This window comes from Sulfurovum lithotrophicum, from assembly GCF_000987835.1.
In the GTDB taxonomy this organism is placed as follows: Bacteria; Campylobacterota; Campylobacteria; order Campylobacterales; family Sulfurovaceae; genus Sulfurovum; species Sulfurovum lithotrophicum.
Genome location: NZ_CP011308.1, coordinates 730676 through 747503, shown reverse-complemented (window position 1 = coordinate 747503; position 16828 = coordinate 730676). Strand labels below are relative to the sequence as shown.

At 42.1% G+C, this 16828-nt stretch carries 18 protein-coding genes; 7 read left to right on the top strand and 11 right to left on the bottom strand.

Annotated elements, in window-relative coordinates; translation table 11 throughout:
* The first annotated feature begins 148 nt into the window (after window positions 1–148).
* From YH65_RS03655 to YH65_RS03630, 6 genes are all read left to right on the top strand, one after another.
* Window positions 149–883 (top strand): helix-turn-helix domain-containing protein, encoded by a 735-nt coding sequence (locus tag YH65_RS03655; protein WP_046550681.1) that lies wholly within the window; start codon window positions 149–151, stop codon window positions 881–883.
* Window positions 864–1565, top strand: coding sequence for a hypothetical protein (locus tag YH65_RS03650; protein WP_046550680.1), 702 nt, complete (start codon window positions 864–866; stop codon window positions 1563–1565). The genes YH65_RS03655 and YH65_RS03650 overlap by 20 nt, the downstream gene beginning before the upstream one ends.
* A gap of 105 nt (window positions 1566–1670) precedes the next feature.
* On the top strand, window positions 1671–2978 hold the full coding sequence (locus YH65_RS03645) for an ammonium transporter (protein ID WP_046550679.1): 1308 nt from the start codon (window positions 1671–1673) through the stop codon (window positions 2976–2978).
* Between the two features lie 101 nt (window positions 2979–3079).
* On the top strand, window positions 3080–3421 hold the full coding sequence (locus YH65_RS03640) for a P-II family nitrogen regulator (protein ID WP_046550678.1): 342 nt from the start codon (window positions 3080–3082) through the stop codon (window positions 3419–3421).
* Window positions 3422–3606: 185 nt separating this feature from the next.
* Window positions 3607–4779: an ammonium transporter gene (locus YH65_RS03635; protein ID WP_046550677.1), complete on the top strand. Its 1173-nt coding sequence runs from the start codon at window positions 3607–3609 to the stop codon at window positions 4777–4779.
* Between the two features lie 12 nt (window positions 4780–4791).
* Window positions 4792–5133, top strand: a complete 342-nt coding sequence (locus tag YH65_RS03630; RefSeq protein ID WP_046550676.1) for a P-II family nitrogen regulator — start codon at window positions 4792–4794, stop codon at window positions 5131–5133.
* A 45-nt stretch (window positions 5134–5178) separates the two neighbouring features.
* Here the strand turns inward: YH65_RS03630 and YH65_RS03625 are convergent, their stop codons facing one another.
* Genes YH65_RS03625 through hemH form a run of 3 tightly spaced genes read right to left on the bottom strand, consistent with a single transcriptional unit; the run spans window position 5179 to window position 7007 of the window.
* Complete coding sequence (locus YH65_RS03625) at window positions 5179–5730, bottom strand: IMPACT family protein (protein WP_046550675.1); 552 nt, start codon at window positions 5728–5730, stop codon at window positions 5179–5181.
* Window positions 5717–6085, bottom strand: a complete 369-nt coding sequence (locus tag YH65_RS03620) for a VanZ family protein (protein ID WP_052746077.1) — start codon at window positions 6083–6085, stop codon at window positions 5717–5719. The genes YH65_RS03625 and YH65_RS03620 overlap by 14 nt, the downstream gene beginning before the upstream one ends.
* Entirely contained in the window at window positions 6057–7007 is a 951-nt protein-coding gene (hemH, locus tag YH65_RS03615) for a ferrochelatase (RefSeq protein ID WP_084722013.1), read from the bottom strand. Before hemH ends, YH65_RS03620 begins: the two co-directional genes overlap by 29 nt.
* A gap of 342 nt (window positions 7008–7349) precedes the next feature.
* On the opposite strand from hemH, the gene kdsB reads away from it, so the two are divergent.
* Window positions 7350–8069, top strand: a complete 720-nt coding sequence (kdsB, locus tag YH65_RS03610) for a 3-deoxy-manno-octulosonate cytidylyltransferase (protein WP_046550674.1) — start codon at window positions 7350–7352, stop codon at window positions 8067–8069.
* A 52-nt stretch (window positions 8070–8121) separates the two neighbouring features.
* Here kdsB and YH65_RS03605 read toward each other — a convergent pair whose 3' ends face one another.
* The 8 genes from YH65_RS03605 to YH65_RS03570 all read right to left on the bottom strand — a co-directional run bounded on the left by YH65_RS03605 (window position 8122) and on the right by YH65_RS03570 (window position 16800).
* Window positions 8122–9372: a type II secretion system F family protein gene (locus YH65_RS03605; protein WP_342666061.1), complete on the bottom strand. Its 1251-nt coding sequence runs from the start codon at window positions 9370–9372 to the stop codon at window positions 8122–8124.
* A complete protein-coding gene (locus tag YH65_RS03600) occupies window positions 9369–11108 on the bottom strand; it encodes a GspE/PulE family protein (protein WP_046550672.1) in 1740 nt (579 codons plus the stop codon). The genes YH65_RS03605 and YH65_RS03600 overlap by 4 nt, the downstream gene beginning before the upstream one ends.
* Window positions 11109–11171: 63 nt before the next feature.
* Window positions 11172–11918 carry a CDC27 family protein gene (locus YH65_RS11190; RefSeq protein ID WP_052746076.1) on the bottom strand — a complete coding sequence of 249 codons (747 nt, stop codon included), beginning with the start codon at window positions 11916–11918 and terminating at the stop codon, window positions 11172–11174.
* Window positions 11911–12723, bottom strand: coding sequence for an ATP-binding protein (locus tag YH65_RS03590; RefSeq protein ID WP_046550671.1), 813 nt, complete (start codon window positions 12721–12723; stop codon window positions 11911–11913). The genes YH65_RS11190 and YH65_RS03590 overlap by 8 nt, the downstream gene beginning before the upstream one ends.
* A complete protein-coding gene (mshL, locus tag YH65_RS03585) occupies window positions 12713–14308 on the bottom strand; it encodes a pilus (MSHA type) biogenesis protein MshL (protein ID WP_046550670.1) in 1596 nt (531 codons plus the stop codon). Before mshL ends, YH65_RS03590 begins: the two co-directional genes overlap by 11 nt.
* 1 nt (window position 14309) lies before the next feature.
* Window positions 14310–14723, bottom strand: a complete 414-nt coding sequence (locus tag YH65_RS03580; RefSeq protein ID WP_046550669.1) for a hypothetical protein — start codon at window positions 14721–14723, stop codon at window positions 14310–14312.
* The gene (locus YH65_RS03575; RefSeq protein ID WP_046550668.1) at window positions 14723–15376 is read right to left on the bottom strand and encodes a hypothetical protein; all 654 of its coding nucleotides are present in this window, start codon (window positions 15374–15376) and stop codon (window positions 14723–14725) included. The genes YH65_RS03580 and YH65_RS03575 overlap by 1 nt, the downstream gene beginning before the upstream one ends.
* Window positions 15373–16800: a hypothetical protein gene (locus YH65_RS03570; RefSeq protein WP_245609221.1), complete on the bottom strand. Its 1428-nt coding sequence runs from the start codon at window positions 16798–16800 to the stop codon at window positions 15373–15375. Before YH65_RS03570 ends, YH65_RS03575 begins: the two co-directional genes overlap by 4 nt.
* Window positions 16801–16828 lie beyond the last annotated feature (28 nt).

The following is a 16828-nucleotide window of genomic DNA, read 5'->3' as shown; positions in this document are numbered from 1 at the left end:
AATACAAAAATGTCTGAACGTGTTTTTTATAATTTTACCTTGCTGACGTAAATAAAATGATTTTATTAGTTTAACATAGATTGGTTATAATAACTTTAGAGAAAAATGATTATTTTTTAATCATTTATTTATATTTTAAAGTGCGTCTATGGAACAGTTTTTTACCACATCAGAGCAGGTACAGCAGATCATCAAAGGTTTCAACCTCACCAAAACCCTTTTTGTCTCTTCTATCATCATAGGGGAAGCCCATACAGGGAAAAAAAGTCTGGCACGCTATCTTTTTCCTCAGGCCCCTATGGTCTCCGGAAAAGTGCAGAAAGAGGTAGAACAGGCTCTTGAGGAACAGGATGAACTGATCATCACTGATTTTGAAATGCTCAGCAATCAGGAAGCGCTTGACTTTGACAACAAACGTATCATTGCCACTGCCAACTTTGCCGGTAACTACAGTACCATAGATACACTTTTCGCATTTATCTATACGATGCCTTCTTTCAAAGAACGGCCGCAGGACGCTCTCTATATCAGAGACCTCTTCTTCCAGCAGGCGCAGCATGACCTGATGATTGAAAAACTGCCTGCCGACCTTTCAGAATTCAAAATGGATCTCAGTGCTAACAGCAAAAGCCTCAAAAGAGCCATTTATACTTTCCTAACCATACGTACCATGGATAAAAAAAGTATTGAGGAGGCTGTTTACTATTATATAATGGAACATATTACGGGCAACAATGCCTATAAAGAGTATCTTGAACTCTACGAAAAACCCCTCATCGAAGCCGGACTGAAAAAATACGGCTCCCAACTGAAACTTTCCCAGGTATTGGGCATTAATAGAAATACGCTCAGAAAGAAAATACATGAACACACTATCGATTGATTTTCAGCCTTTTGTCGAATGGGACAACAGTCCCTTCATCCTTTTTAGCAACCAGGGAAAAATACTCTACCTCAACAATGCAGCCGAAATTCTCTTCGGGTATGCTTCCAAACAGGAGCTCTACGACATTGCACTCTCTTATGCGCCACAGTCATTCGGCTACAAGACCACTGCCGTCAATTTAACCTATGAGGCTTTCAATTTCTACTCCATTACTGTAGGCTATGAGAACGAAGAGCAGATCTTCATCCGTTTTTACAATGCCCCGCGGGTCAAATCTACGGTGCCTCTTGATACAGACAAACTCATCACGACAGACATCAATATACTGCTAGAGGCGAACATTGCACTTTTCAAAACAAAGAATCCCAATCATCTGCAGCTTCTGACCGACCAGGACATACCTCCCTTCCAGGTAGATCAGAACACCTTTTCCAAACTCCTTCGCAAAACACTTAACGCCTTCAGGTCTTCGGACTCCATCAGTATTACACTGAAATTTCTCATTGGTGAGCATGTGGTCATCTCCGGGAAAAAAGAACCTCTGATACAGCTTACCGTCAAAGCGAACGGCAGATACACAGATGCCGACAATGAGATCAGGACACTTGCAAACAAGATACATATCTCCGTACTCCTCAATGAGCATAATATCAAACTGGAGATTCCTCTCATCCAATAAACCGGCATTAACGCTCATTGCCTAAAAATTAATCACTAAACCGGACCTCAGAATGATATGGCCATGTTATCATTGCTCCTGTAATTCAAATTAAAAGGAAACAGGATGAAGTTAAAACTTTTCGCTCTCTTGGCATCATTGATGCCTATTGCCGCTTCGGCAGCAGACAAACTCGATTCGGGTGATACAGCATGGATGATGATCTCCACCGCGCTTGTACTTCTTATGACACCAGCAGGACTCGCACTCTTTTACGCTGGTATGACAAGAAGCAAGAATGCACTGAACACTTACGCAATGGTCATGGGTGCTTTCGTACTCGCATTTGTTGTATGGATCGTTGCAGGATATTCCATTGCATTCGGTACAGCTGAAAGCGCAGGCATTCAGAAATTCATCGGTGGTCTTGGGAACATTCTTCTCAGTGAAACAAAATGGACAGACCTGAGCGGTACCTATCCGACTTTCGTATTTATCGCATTCCAGGGTACCTTTGCCGCTATTACAGTAGCAATTGCTTCAGGTTCGGTCATCGGACGTATGAAGTTCTCTACATGGATGATTGTTGTAGCCCTTTGGGGACTCGTAGTTTATGCACCTATCACACACATGGTATGGGGTGGAAACGGTGCCCTTCTTTTTGATGCAGGTGCACTTGACTTTGCCGGTGGTACTGTTGTACACATGAACGGTGGTCTGGCAGGACTTGTACTTGCTATCCTTGTAGGTAAAAGAGCCGGATATCCAAAAGTCGCTATGAAGCCATTCAGCATCATCTTCACTGCAGCGGGTGCAGCTATCCTGTGGTTCGGATGGTATGGATTCAACGCCGGTTCTGCATTCGGTGCGAATGCTATTGCAGGTGTAGCATTGCTTACTACGACTGTTGCAACTGCCGCTGCCGGTCTCACATGGTTGCTCATCGAGTGGGTTGTCTATAAGAAGCCGACACTTCTTGGTATCGCATCAGGTATCGTTGCAGGCCTGGTTGCCATCACACCGGCAGCAGGTTTTGTAAGTGTCGGCGGCGCATTCATCATCGGTATCGGTGGTTCGCTCATCGGATTTTTCGGTGTTGTCAAACTTAAAAAAATGTTCGGATACGATGACTCTCTTGATGCATTCGGTATCCACTTCCTTGCTGGTCTCTGGGGTGCATTGATGACTGGACTTCTCGCACTGAACGACAAAGCACTTCTCTGGGACGGACCGATGAAAGAAAGTGGAGACAGAATGGGACAGTTCATGGTGCAGGTCGAGTCTGTTGTGGTTGTTGGTCTCTGGACACTGATCGGTACGGTCGTGGTCTACTACATTGCAAGTGCACTTACTGGTGGTGCAAGAGTCACTGCCGAGGACGAAGAGATGGGTCTTGATGAATCCGTACACGGTGAAAGAGGGATGAACGTGTAAGCAGAATATGACGCAGGGCTTAAGCACTGCGTCATCACACCTGCTTTGAAGCGAACAGTGAATACATTTGTATATGATATAAAAATACAGAAGGGAACAAAATGAAAAAAATCGAAGCGATCATCAAACCATTTAAACTGGAAGATGTAAAAGAGGCATTGGTTGAAGCGGGTATCGAAGGTATGACCGTATCTGAGGTAAAAGGTTACGGAAGACAACAGGGTCATTCAGAGCTCTACCGGGGTGCTGAGTATGTAGTCGAATTCATTCCGAAGATAAAGATAGAGATCGTAGTGAGTACTGATGAGTATGCGGACATAGCCGTTAAAGCGATAAACGGTGCAGCCAAAACCGGAAAAATCGGTGATGGTAAGATCTTTGTCAGTACGATCGATTCTGTACTCAGGATCAGAACCGATGAGCGAGACGAGGAGGCACTCTGATCTCTTTTCTGCAGGGATCTTTCCCCTGTGTTATTTATATTACTGATTAAAATTTAATCAGTAATCCCTAAAAAATTAAAATATTTTTCTACAATATGACTACTTATTAATCACTTTTCCCTATCTTTTCATTTTATTACTTGATACACTTACTCACACCATTTTCAAGTTTCAAGGAGATTTCTATGGATATGCATTATGTAATAGATACATTTTTTTCACTCTTTGCCATGACACTCATCATTTTGATGGTACCCGGCTTTGCCATGCTCGAAGCGGGACTGGTTCGAACCAAGAACGTCACTTCTGTACTCACGGTCAATACAATGATCTATGCTGTTGCCTCAATGTCCTTTCTACTTATCGGCTACCAGTATGCCTTTGGGAGCTGGGACCACCAGGACAGCATTAACAAATATGCCTTCTTTCTGTTCCAGATGGCCTTTGTCGGAAAGGTCATCAATATTATGAGCGGCGGGGTAAGTGAACGTTCACGCATTATTCCACTAGTGATTTTTACGGTCATTATAGGCGCCTTCCTCTACCCCACCATCGTCAACATCACCTGGGGAGCCAATTTTCTTTCCGGCACTTTCCTTGATATTTCGAGTATGCACGATCTTGCAGGATCGACCGTTATTCACTCTACGGGCGGATGGGCACTGGTAGCGGCCATTCTTATTATGGGTCCAAGACGCGGACGTTACAAAAAGAGTGGTGCCATTCAGGTCATCCCCGCTTCCAACATTCCACTGGTCGTACTGGGGGCCTTTTTGCTTTGGATAGGATGGTTCGGATTCAACGGCGGTTCCGTGGGAGCCATCTCTACAAAAGAGAATGCCGATGCTGTAGCACTGACCATCATGAATACCAATACAGCCGGCCTCTCCGGTGCCATTACAGCGTGGCTGCTCACCTACTTCCGTTACAAGAAGTTCGATATCACAATGATCCTCAACGGTGCGCTTGGCGGCCTGGTTGCCATTACAGCTGGCCCAGACCTTTATAACATTTACACTCCTATTCTCATCGGAGCCATCGGTGCGGCACTGGTCGTACTCTTCGTACCGATCTTTGACAGACTCAAAATGGACGACCCCGTGGGTGCACTATCTGTCCACCTGGTCAACGGTATCTGGGGAACACTTGCCGTGGGCATCTTCACTGAAGTCAGCTTTTTAACCCAACTCAAGGGCGTAGTGGTTGTAGGTGCTATTGTTTTTCCACTATCATTTGCTATAATCTACAGTATCAACAAGGTCTTCCAGCTACGTGCTGAAGATGATGAACAACTCGAAGGTATCGATGCCATCGAATGCGGTATGGAAGCCTACCCAGAATTTAAACGCAGTATATAAGGAGTATATTAAATGAAAAAAATTGAAGCAATTATCAAACCGTTCAAACTGGACGATGTCAAAGAGGCGCTTGTCGAAGCGGGAATTGAAGGAATGACCATTTCCGAGGTTAAAGGTTACGGAAGACAGCAGGGGCACTCGGAGCTCTACAGAGGAGCAGAATATGTCGTCGAATTCATTCCGAAAGTAAAGATTGAAATAGTGGTAAGCTCGCAGGAGTTCGCAGACAAAGCCGTTGAAGCTATTATGCACTCTGCAAAAACAGGTAAGATCGGTGATGGAAAGATCTTTGTCTCGGACATCTCCAAAACCATCCGTATCAGGACAGAAGAAGAGGATGAGGACGCTCTATAGTGACTAAATGTTTTCAGGAGGCACTCTCATCTTTTTGCCCAACCCTTAGCGTTGGGTGAATCCTTTGATCTTCTCTTCACTTCCGTAAATTTTCCACTTCACACTATCAACACCATAATCACGCTCGATCCGCACAATACCATACTGTTTTAATACATAAAGCGTTTTATCTATCTGACTGTAAACGGTCTCAAATTCGTATGAGGTCTCTTTCTCATACACTGCAACTTCAGCATTTTTTACTACATTCTTAACTGTGAGAGCATACGCTCTGGCCATCCCACCGGTACCAAGTTTGATACCGCCGAAATAGCGCACGATCAAAACGGCACAATTGATGAGTTCTTCACCACGCAATACATTCAAAGCCGGTACACCCGCGCATCCCTTCGGCTCTCCGTCATCTGAACTGTTCTCAATGACCTGATCGTATTCATTCAGATACCGCAGTGCATATACAATATGATTGGCTTTAGGATGCTCCTTCTTCAGCTGTTCCTGCAAACCGTCATACTCGTCAATAGGCACGAGGTAGGCAATGAACTTTGAACGGTTCACTTCAGTAGGATGGATGCAACTCTGCCTAACGGTCTGCATCACATACCCGCTCCAATCCGGCGTAGAGCAGAAGTCCAATGGCGATACCGATGGCATCCGCGGCCACATCAAGAAATTCTGTACTGCGATTGGGTGTGAAATACTGAGAGATCTCGATGAATACACCATAAAAGAGCATCATCGCTACTGTCGATAAGACTTTTGTACGATAGGAGAGACGCAGCAGCAGCGTCAACACGGCAAATGCCAGAAAGTGGGTCCATTTGTCCGAAAGAGGACCCAGTGTCGGCGCAATCTCCTGCGGCACAATTGCAGCGATATAGGAACCGAAAAGTGCGATCCAGAAGAGGATCTTCAAATGAAGTCTATCTTCGTAAAGTTCTGACTTTATCAACGATCATCTCCACAAATCTGTCGCTGTCATTCATACACGAAGCGACGATATAGTCTTCATATTTTATCTTCTCCGCGATCTCTCTGTGTTCTATATCAAGCTCGAACACGGTTTCAGAGTTGTCAAGCGTAAATGCCAGCGGGTAGATCAGCACTTTTCTATGTGTCGGATTACGCAATACATCCACCAGATTCGGCTCCAACCATGCTGAGGAACCTACTTTTGACTGATAGACCAGTTTGATATCGTGGAATTCAACCCCTTTACAGGCCAGGTAGGTTTTGATCGCCGAAGCATTCCCCTCCACCTGATTCTGATAAGGGTCTCCCGCCTTGATAATACTCATAGGCAGCCCATGTGCCGAAAGCAGAAGATCATATTCTTTGGTCTCTTTGCCTTCCGCCGCCTCAAAGATCTTCTCACAGCAGGCTTCGATATAGGTGTAGTCATCATAGTAGGGATCGATCAACGTGATCTTCGGTGTATACCCCATTGCTTCACAGCGTTCTTCTATATCTTCAATCGAAGAGAGTGTCGTGGTTGTAGAATACTGGGGATACATTGGAAAGAGTATCAGTTCTTCCACTCCATCTTTCTGACAGGCATAGAGTGCTTTGTCTGCAAAAGGAGGCACATAGCGCATTGCCGGGTAGACAGGAAGGTCCAGGCGGGTTTTCAGCTTTGCAATGAGCTTTTCCGTCAGCTCCGGCAGAGGAGACTTTCCGCCAAGCAAACGATAATTCTCTTTGACGTCCTCCAGTCGCTTGGAGATAATGATATTGGCGATGAATTTTCTCATGTAAGGATTCATCGTAAGGATGTTCTTGTCCGCAAACATATTACGCAAAAAGAGTTCTACCTCTTCAATATTGTTAGGGCCGCCCATATTGAGAAGCAACAGTGCCTGTTTCATTTTTTCCATTCCAAGGCACCCCTAATAATAGGTGACACTCACAACATCTTCAGCTTTTGTCTAGGCTAGGCACTCTTTTGACGGCCTAGCCTTAGCTAAGTCGAAAAAGAGTAACAACGCATAGGCGAAAGCTGATGATGCCCGAAGGGTGAGCTTTATAAACGCAATCTTGCACAAGATATTTCATTGTCTTAGCTATGGCTAGGACTCAAAAATCTCTTGCACAATCTCACATTTGTAAAACCCATTGTGAGTGTCACCTATTATTAGGGGTGCCTTATAGTAATAAAGTCCCGTATTTTAGCATAGAGAGTGTAAAATCATACATAAATACATACAAAAGGTTTTACCATGATCATCATTCCCGCACGTATAGGTTCCAGCCGTTTTCCAAACAAAGTACTTGCCGATATAGGTGGCATACCCATGGTGGTCAGAACAGCCATGGCCGTACAGAATATCGATACCGCGGTCATCGCTACCGATGCACAGGAAGTGATCGATATAGCCAGAGACCACGGTATTGATGCCGTAATGACATCCGATACCCATAAAAGCGGTACAGACCGTATTTACGAAGCGGCACAGAAACTCGGCCTTTCCGATGATGAGATCGTGATCAATGTGCAGGGAGATGAACCCTTTATCGAACATGAAGTGGTACAGGCTATCTACGACCTGAGCAAAAAGAATGCCCGCAATGACAGGATCATGATGAACTCCTGTTATAAACGCATTACCAATCCAGAAGCAGATGACCCAAATATCGTCAAAGTGGTTACCGATACCGACAATATGGCACTTTACTTCTCACGAGCCAAGATCCCCTACCCGAGAGACCATCATTTCGACAGCTACAAAGGCCACCTGGGGATTTACGGATTTACCGTACGTGCACTGCGACAGTTCTGCATATTGACACCGGCACCGCTGGAAGATATAGAGAAGCTCGAACAACTGCGTGTCTTACATCACGGTTATGCCGTCGCCATGGTAGAAGTGGATACAAAAAGTTTTGGTATCGATACCCAGGAGGATCTGGAAAAAGCCGTGAAGTTCCACCGGCTTTAGAAAGTAGGACAGAAATATATGCCTGTCACGCAGAGAGGGCTATGCTTAAGCCCTACCCTTTAACCGCCTTACCAAGATCCCACATCGGCATGAATATCCCCAGTGCCATCAAAAGTACCAACCCCGCAATGAAAAAGAGCAGTACTGGCTCAATATAGGCTGCAAGGTTGTCAATAAGATCCTGAAACTCCATATCGTAATAATCTGTTACTTTCTCCAGCATGGCATCTAGCTGACCACCGGCCTCTCCCGCTTTGATCATTTGAAGAAGCATATTCTGGTAGAGCCCTGTCAGAGCAAAGGCTTCGGCCAGGTTCATACCACGGCCGATGTTGGCATTGACTGTCAGCAGTTTCTCTTTGATCGCAAGGTTGTCCACCATTCCTACTGCAGTCTCCAAAGCTTCAGAAACGGGGATACCTGACCGCACCAGCTCACCGAATACCAGATTATATCTATGCATTGTCGAAAGAAAGATCGCTTTATTGATCAGATAGAATTTGGGATGGATCATCAGCTTATCCATCTTATATTTGAAATCCATATTATTCTGATAAAAATACTTGATGGCAAAAATACCACCAACTAAAATAGCAAGGATCAGTAAGCCATAGTTATTGAGTGCCCACTCCAGTTTCAGTAGTATCTGAGTTGGGATAGGAAGATCTGTTTTGAACTTATCGAAAATATCCTTGAATTTAGGAACAACTACCATAATAAGAATAGTAAATGCTATAGCCATTGCAGCCAGAGTGATCAGCGGTGTACGGATCGCTTTTTTGAATTTTCTGGTATTGTCCCGGATACTCTCAAGAATCTTTGCCAGTTTAAAGTACGATTCCGAAATGTTACCCGTTCTCTCACCCAGCTTGGTCATAGCCAATGCAACCTGTCCAAACTCCTCTACATAAGGCTCAATAGCATCCGACATACTGTTACCCGCATTGATATCACTGTTCATTTTATAATAGATTTCTTTGAGTCTCGGATTGTCCGTATTTTCTGCCACATCTTCCAGGGTATCGGTAATAGGAATACCTGCATCTGTCATAACGGCAATCTGTCTGATGGTGGATATTTTATCATTGATGGGAATTTTTGTTTTAAAAGTTTTTTTGATCCTACCAAGAATACCTGAAAGAGTCTCTCCAACAGGTGCAGCAGTCTCTACAGCTCTGGATATGATAGCTGCAGGGAATTTATTCTTTGCAATCCTTACTGCATTCATTTTACTCTTTGCTTTAATCAATTCAGATCTTTTCTGCCCACGTTCCATTACTGTTACATTAAAATACTTCATCATAATCTTGCCACCCTGTAAATTTCTTCAATCGTTGTTTTTCCTTCAAGTGCTTTATGAATACCATCTTCGAACATACTGACAAAGCCCTCTTCCATTGCCTGTCTGGTCATTTCCTCTTTTGACGCATTTCTGGCGATCATTCTGGTAAACGTCTCGCTGATCGGTAGAACTTCCGAAATCATTTCCCGTCCAAGATATCCGCTGTAATCACACTCTTTACATCCCTCGCCTACATAAAATTTCGGATTTTCCGGCAAATACTGTTCTATATCTTTCAAAAGATTAACCGGCAGTACCGTCTCTCTTTTACAATGGGTACAGATCTTTCGAACAAGTCTTTGTGCCTGTATGGCAACCAGCGCACCAGAGACAAGATACTCTTCTATACCCATATCCAGAATTCTCGTTACTGCTGAGATCGCATCATTGGTATGCAGCGTTGAAAGTACCAGGTGTCCGGTAAGTGCTGCCTGAATAGCAATACGCAATGTTTCCTGATCCCGGATCTCTCCGATCATGATCTTGTCAGGATCCTGTCTTAAAATAGACTTCAGTGCTGTTGCAAATGTTAAACCTACGTTCGGATGTACTTGTACCTGCTGTAGTCCCGTCATCTGATATTCCACCGGGTCTTCAACCGTAATGATCTTGTCTTTGACATCTTTGATCGCATTCAAGGCACCATAAAGCGTAGTTGTTTTACCGGAACCGGTAGGTCCCGTGACTAGCACGATCCCGTAAGGTACCTTGATTGCTTCTGAGAACCTGTCATAACAGAACTTGCTCATACCAGCCTCTTCAAGCCTGATCATTGCTTTTGTTTTATCCAAAATCCTTAAGACAATGGATTCTCCATAAATAGTCGGCAATGTCGAAACCCTGAAATCAAAATCTCGTTTGGATACCGTTGCGGAAAAACGTCCATCCTGAGGTTTTCTCCTCTCTGCTATATCCAAATTTGAAAGCAGTTTCATACGTGAGGCCAGAGGGTTAAAAATATCTTTGTCAAAAATAAAACTCTGTCGCAGCATACCGTCAACACGTTCTCTTACGATACAGCTTTTTTCCGTTGCTTCTATATGAATATCACTCGCACGTATAAAAATTGCTGATTTTAGAATGATATCTATCAGTTTTAAAACAGCCGGTGACTCTTCACTGTTCTCTTCAAGACTGCCTTCCTGGCTCAGGTCCTGACGGATCTCAGCTACAAGACTCTTGATACTCTCATTGATTTCAAGTCTGTGTAAATGTTGACGTATCTGACTGGGCTTTGCCATAGCGATCTTAATCGGTTTTTTCGGGAAAAGTCTTTGTACGGCATCCTGTGCAGCCATATCGAGGGGGTCATCAAAGACAACAAGAACATTCAGGTCATTCTCTTCTATAGGAATGACGTTATACTTCAAAAGCTGCTTATAGGGAACTTTGGAAAAGAGCTTCATATCGATCTCAACAGAATCCAAATCCACATATTCGACATTCAGCTGCTTTGCAACCTCTTCAAGGATAGGTGTTATATCTATACCCTCTATCTTCTCAAGATGGGAAAGAGTGATAACCCCCTGTCTGATCTTCTTGGCAAGAAAGATCTCTACTGTATGCAGATCTATCATTTTTTCTGCTACAAGATTGGCAAAAGATATCTTTTTGGGAGGTCTGCTCTTTACCAAAGCGGAGATAGCCTCCTTCGTTATCAATCCTTCATCCAACATTATTTCTATCAATTTAACCATTTGATGACACCGCCCCTTTTTATTCGTTTATTATAATATAAAAATTATAAATATAATATATAGTTATAATTTGCCTTTTCTTATTTGCCCCAGCAATATTTTTGCTTCTAATGAATCTGTCTGCTTGATGTACTTAGATAAAATACGAATAGCTTCATGTTTTTTGCCCAGTTTCATTTTTGCTTTGGCAAATATCAGAACACTCTCTTCGATACTGTTATTGACATTATTGGTCTGAAACGCCCAATAGGCAGCTTTTTTATACTGTCCCTGATTATAATATGCTTTGGCTAAAAAAAGTGAATCATCCGGATCCTGTGTCTCCTTGAAACGCTTTGCCACCTCTTTAAATGCATTTCTGCCCGATGACTCTGTAATCGTAAGATGTACTTTTTTATGCTGCTTGTCTTCTTTGAAACTCTGACTCTTGACCGTAGGCATTTCTGTAGTAACAATATTCATTTTTACTTTTGGCCGTTTTCGTTTCTGCCTCTCTTCGGAAATAGGGAGGTTTTCCACTATTTCTGAAGAATCTTCAGTTATTTCATCAGTCGGTATTTGTGTTCGTTGAGGAACTTGTTCCACTTCCAAATTGCTTATGGGTTTATTTTCAAGAAAATTGATTGGTCCTACTTTGGTTTTCTGTGTCGCATTCTCATCGATCACAAGCAAACCTCTCTCTTTCATATAATACAGGAACACTCCGCCGGCCCCAAGCACAATAATAGTAAGCAGCAATATGAAGAAAGGTTTTCGTTTTTTTCTTCGGTACCTTTCCCACTCCTCTTCCAGAGGTTTAATATCATACATTTATATATCCTAGTTTGAGCGCAGCCATTTCAATAATCCGTTTTGGCACTTTGTCATAATTGATCTTTGCAGGCTCATTCATATCATAATATTCACAGATTTCAAATATCGTAAACAGAAGTTTGTTGCATTCGCGAAAATTCCCTTTGGTAAATGTATGGATCATTTTCATATCTCTTGCTTTAATACTGTTTGCAATCTCGAAAAGATTCTTTTTAAGCAGTTTTTTGTGTATATAGTTTGTCAGATCTTCATGGTTGGCATTTTTCAGCTCAATCACTTCCCAAATACGGGATTGAAAATGCTCTTTTGCGATCAGGTCTTCATTCTCTGTTTTGTGCAGAGACACAACGAATTTTACGGCTCTGCTGTCAGAGAGAAGACGTATCTTCTCCATCATATCCGGACCATACATCTGTGCTTCATCCAGCAGGATGATGATCTCTCTTTCACCTCTTAAATTCTTGCAAAAATCAACCAAAGCAGAAAAATTCACCTCTGTATTCCGGGGCAATTCTTTTCCTGTCAATACTTTAAATAATTTATGAAAAAATTCTTTTTCACTAAGAGAAGGTGTATCAAAGTAGTGGATCTCTTTTTGATATTTCAGTTTTTTCTGGATACGGTTGAGCAGAATACTCTTCCCCGTACCAGGACGTCCAAAAAGAAGAATCATTTTTAAAGGTTTGTCAATGCTGTGTTCCAACTGTTTATAGGCATTAACAGAAGTACTTAGTTCAATGTAATCATCGATATCAATTGAATCGATGAATACATTTTTGGCAGATTCGTATCTACTTTTCATTGAGTTTTGTATATCCAAGGTCTTTCAGTGTGACAGACTTGGAAGATCTTATGATATGCGGTGTAAGGATGAGGACCAACTCTTCTACCTTGTTGATCTTCTCTTCATGTGAGAAGACATACTTCAATAGAGGTATATCGCCTAACAGTGGTATTTTATTAACCTTTGTACCAGTACTGGACGTGATCAAACCACCAAGGATCGCATGCTCACCGTCTTTGACTTTCACTACAGAAGCAATTTGTCTTCTAATAAGGTCAGGTGGAATATTTCTTGTTCCTATTCCAGTAGATACCTCATCTACCGGTTCCGAAATTGATGGATTGATCTTCAATGTGATAATACCATTATTTCCTATTTCCGGAGTGATATCCAGCAAAATACCTGCAAAAACAGAATCAACAACTTCACCCTGAGCTGTATTAGCATTATTTCCGGTACCAAGTGCGCTGGTAGACTTGATCTTATAGAAAAGCTCTCTACCCACTGAGATCATTGCCGGCTGATTGTTAAGGGTCATGACCCTTGGGCTTGAGATCGCTTTGACATCTCCCTGTGTAGCAAGAAACTTCACGACTTCATTGAGATCTGCCTTCCCCGTCAGCTGAACAATGTTTCCATTTCTTGGTTGTGTCCCAGGGGCAAATTCTGTATCAGTGATACCCTGGAGAGCGTCGAAAGTATAGGATGCAACATTTTTTTGTGCCATCATCAAAGAATTGACAGCAAAGTTTTCCAGACCATAAAGCTGTGACCAGTCGACACCTGTCGTCCTACTGTCATCAAATTTGACAGCCAGGATACGCACATCGATAAGTACCTGTGTTTTGATCTGTCTGCTCAATGCGTTAATGTATCTCGCTACTCTGTTGATCTGTCTTGCCGTACCGGTTACCGTTACCATACCTGCTTCCGGATTGACAATCGGCTCAAGCGGATTATATTCCCATACCTGGCCATCAGGTCCTGTCCAGCTGTCTCCTGTTCTTGAATAGTGTGTACTTCCATCACCCGCACCGATCAGGATACGTTGAATCTCTTTCTGCACCGTCTGCCAGAATCTAAATTCATCATTACTTTCAATGGAAACACCTGTTTTTGTGATACTGCTTGCGCTTTTAGCGCCACCGCCACCGCCACCGCCCTGGGCACCAACGGAAGAATCTGCAGAACCTGCAATGGTAATATTCGCATTACTTTTTCCTATTCTTTTTCCGGAAATATAGTGTATCTTGAATGTTCTGGTGATCAGATAGGAGATCGTCAGCTTGTTCCCTTTTAGCGTATAGTACAGGTCATTGTCTTTCAGGATTGTATTCAAAAATCCTTTCAAAGTACTGTTTTTCAGCTTTACGTAATAGAGTTTTTTGTTCATTCTTTTTTTGGCAGCATCATCTTTGACATTTACCGTCAGGTCACATGTATCCGCCAGATTCTCTATGACATCACCAATGCTGAGTTTACTGTCAATGGTAACACTAAAAAGTTTTGTAGAACAGCTTCCTGCCGTTGATGCTTGTGTCAATCCAATGAATATTGCACATGCGACAATGAATTTCATTCCCCTGTTTCGTATTGTTTTCATTTTATTCCCCTTCTGCTATCTTGATGAAATCATTTTTGTTTTCATGAAGAAACAATTTTTTGATTTGGTTGCCATTCTTAAGTACGACTCCTCTTTTACCAATGTACTCCACTGTATAACCTAAAATCTTATCACCGACACTTTTCCATGCATCATTGATAAATGCCTTGTCGTTCATAATAGCATGCAGTGACATTTTGGCTTCTACTTTCACTATTGCAGGTGGTATATAGACAGTCTCTTTTTCCTCTTTCTGCCTGACCACAAATGGTTCTTTGGTCTTTTCAAGCGTAGTAAGGTCGGTTCCTTGTCTCTTTTCATGGATCTTGATAACCATATTTCCTATCTGCTTGACAGAAAGGTCTGCATTCAATGAAAGCACAACAAGTCCAGGAATTAATAGTAATTTTTTCATTAGTGGTTTATCCCCCATACCGAAATATTGATATCTGCTACGATCTGTGAACCATTGGCATCCACCGACATATTTGTACCATAAATATCGGTCACGAGCGTATTTTGCTCCAACTCATTCATGAACTTTACAATATTTTTGTAATTTCCTTTGCATCCAACCCCTATTTCAAGTACATGCCCGAAGCTTCCCTTGTTATCAATATAGTCATTGGAGATATAATTGATATCCACATTCTGTACTTCAGCCCTGTCTGTAATGGAGTTCAAAAATCGTGACCAGCTTTTCTGGTTGAATAGCATATCAGAAAGTTTTTGGAGACTACTGTCAATAAACTGTATTTTCTTATCCAACGCCACGATATTCTGTTTCTTTCTGGCAATATCATTGTCATATTTCTTGACATAATAGTTTCTGTCACCGCGGACTGTGATTGAATTCAAATAGGTATTATTATCTGCAATACTTTTTTGAATGTTTTTCTTGGTGATCTCACTCTTTTTATATCTCTCTTCCGCATAAGGAAGGAGGTAAGCATAAGCAAGATAAGCAATGATCCCGGCGACCCCCAGAATGATCAACCATTTTTCACTCTCCTTCTTAGGAGCAAAATAATTGTCCAGCTCTTCAAGTTTGTCCTCTATAAATTTCATCTTAAATCCACCTTTAACAGACCTTTATAGTATGCACTATCAGGATCTTTTTTAATCAATTCAATATCAATGGAGTTTATCTCGTCAAAATGCTTGTCAGAGATGTACTTGATAAGTTCTGTCAGCTTTCTGTCATCTGAACTTACCAGTGAAAGCCATATAGTATTCTCTTTACTATAGACCCTATCTACATTGACGTTATTTTTTTCCAGGTCTTCTGCAATACTATAGAATATTTCAGATTTGAGACGATAATTCACTTTCTTGTCATAAATTGAAGTCAGCGTTTTTGCTTTATTGTTATAGGTTTTGGAGAGTGTTGCAATCCGTTTGTCAAGTCCGGTAATGATCTTTTTCTTTTCACCTAAAATCTTTTTATACTTGTTCGCTTCTGCCGTAAGCTGGTCATTCTGTATCTTCAGCGCATATATCTTTGCCTCGTTGGCATAGGAACCGACGAGATAAACCAATGGATAGGCTAACCCCACTGAAATAGCCGCAACAGTTGCAATAATGAACTGCCCGCTCGCACGGTTCAGAAAAGATGGCGGGCGAGGGAACATCGTCAGGTTTACGACAGAAGCTTCATCTTCCAGATAATCCAGGGAAGAAAGCAGCATCAAATACTGAAGCTGGTCCGTATACCATTCATCACTGCTAATATGGTAATCGAAGTTAAAATCTCCTGACTGCAATCCCAGATAATTCTCGCTGTAATCATCCAGGCCGATTATCGGTCCCTGGACACTCCCGATATACATATTATCTATTGTTTCAAGCTTGAATGCCCGTTTGATATAAATAATGATATCGTTGATCGTAATGAAAACTTCACCGAAAATCTTCATGAGATTTTGCTGATAAGCACTGTCTGTGGCCTTTAAGCCTTCAGACTCCAAAATAGTAAAGAACTCTTCCTCATCTATTTTTTCTCCGACCAGTTCACAATATTTGTCATATATATGCTCCAGTGAAAAATCGATAGACTTGGAATAAAGATACTCACCATTATTATAGAACGTGACCGATGCATCAAATGTGTTGAAGTAAAGAAAACAGTGGATACCGCTATCCTGCAGAATATCTCTTTTGTATATGGTTTTATATAAAAGAGGTGCAGGTACGATCAGGTCAAGATATTTGGTCTCTTCCTTTGCAGGAAGAAAAAGAGATTCCAGCACTTCAGGCTGTGCAACGAAAATATGAAACTCTCTCTCCTCTGCTGTAGTATTTACTTCCTCATGGGAGATTGCATAGTCAGTGGCCTGATCAAGCCCAAGCTCTTCATAAGCTTTGATATCCAGAATATCCTGAACATCCTCCTCGGGAATACTTCGGCTCAGGTGTACTTTTGCCGTGATGATATCTTTATTACTTACATAAGAAGCAATAAAGTTAGACTTATTGTAACTGAGCTTTTTCAAAGATTCAAACTTATCACCTTTGAATATA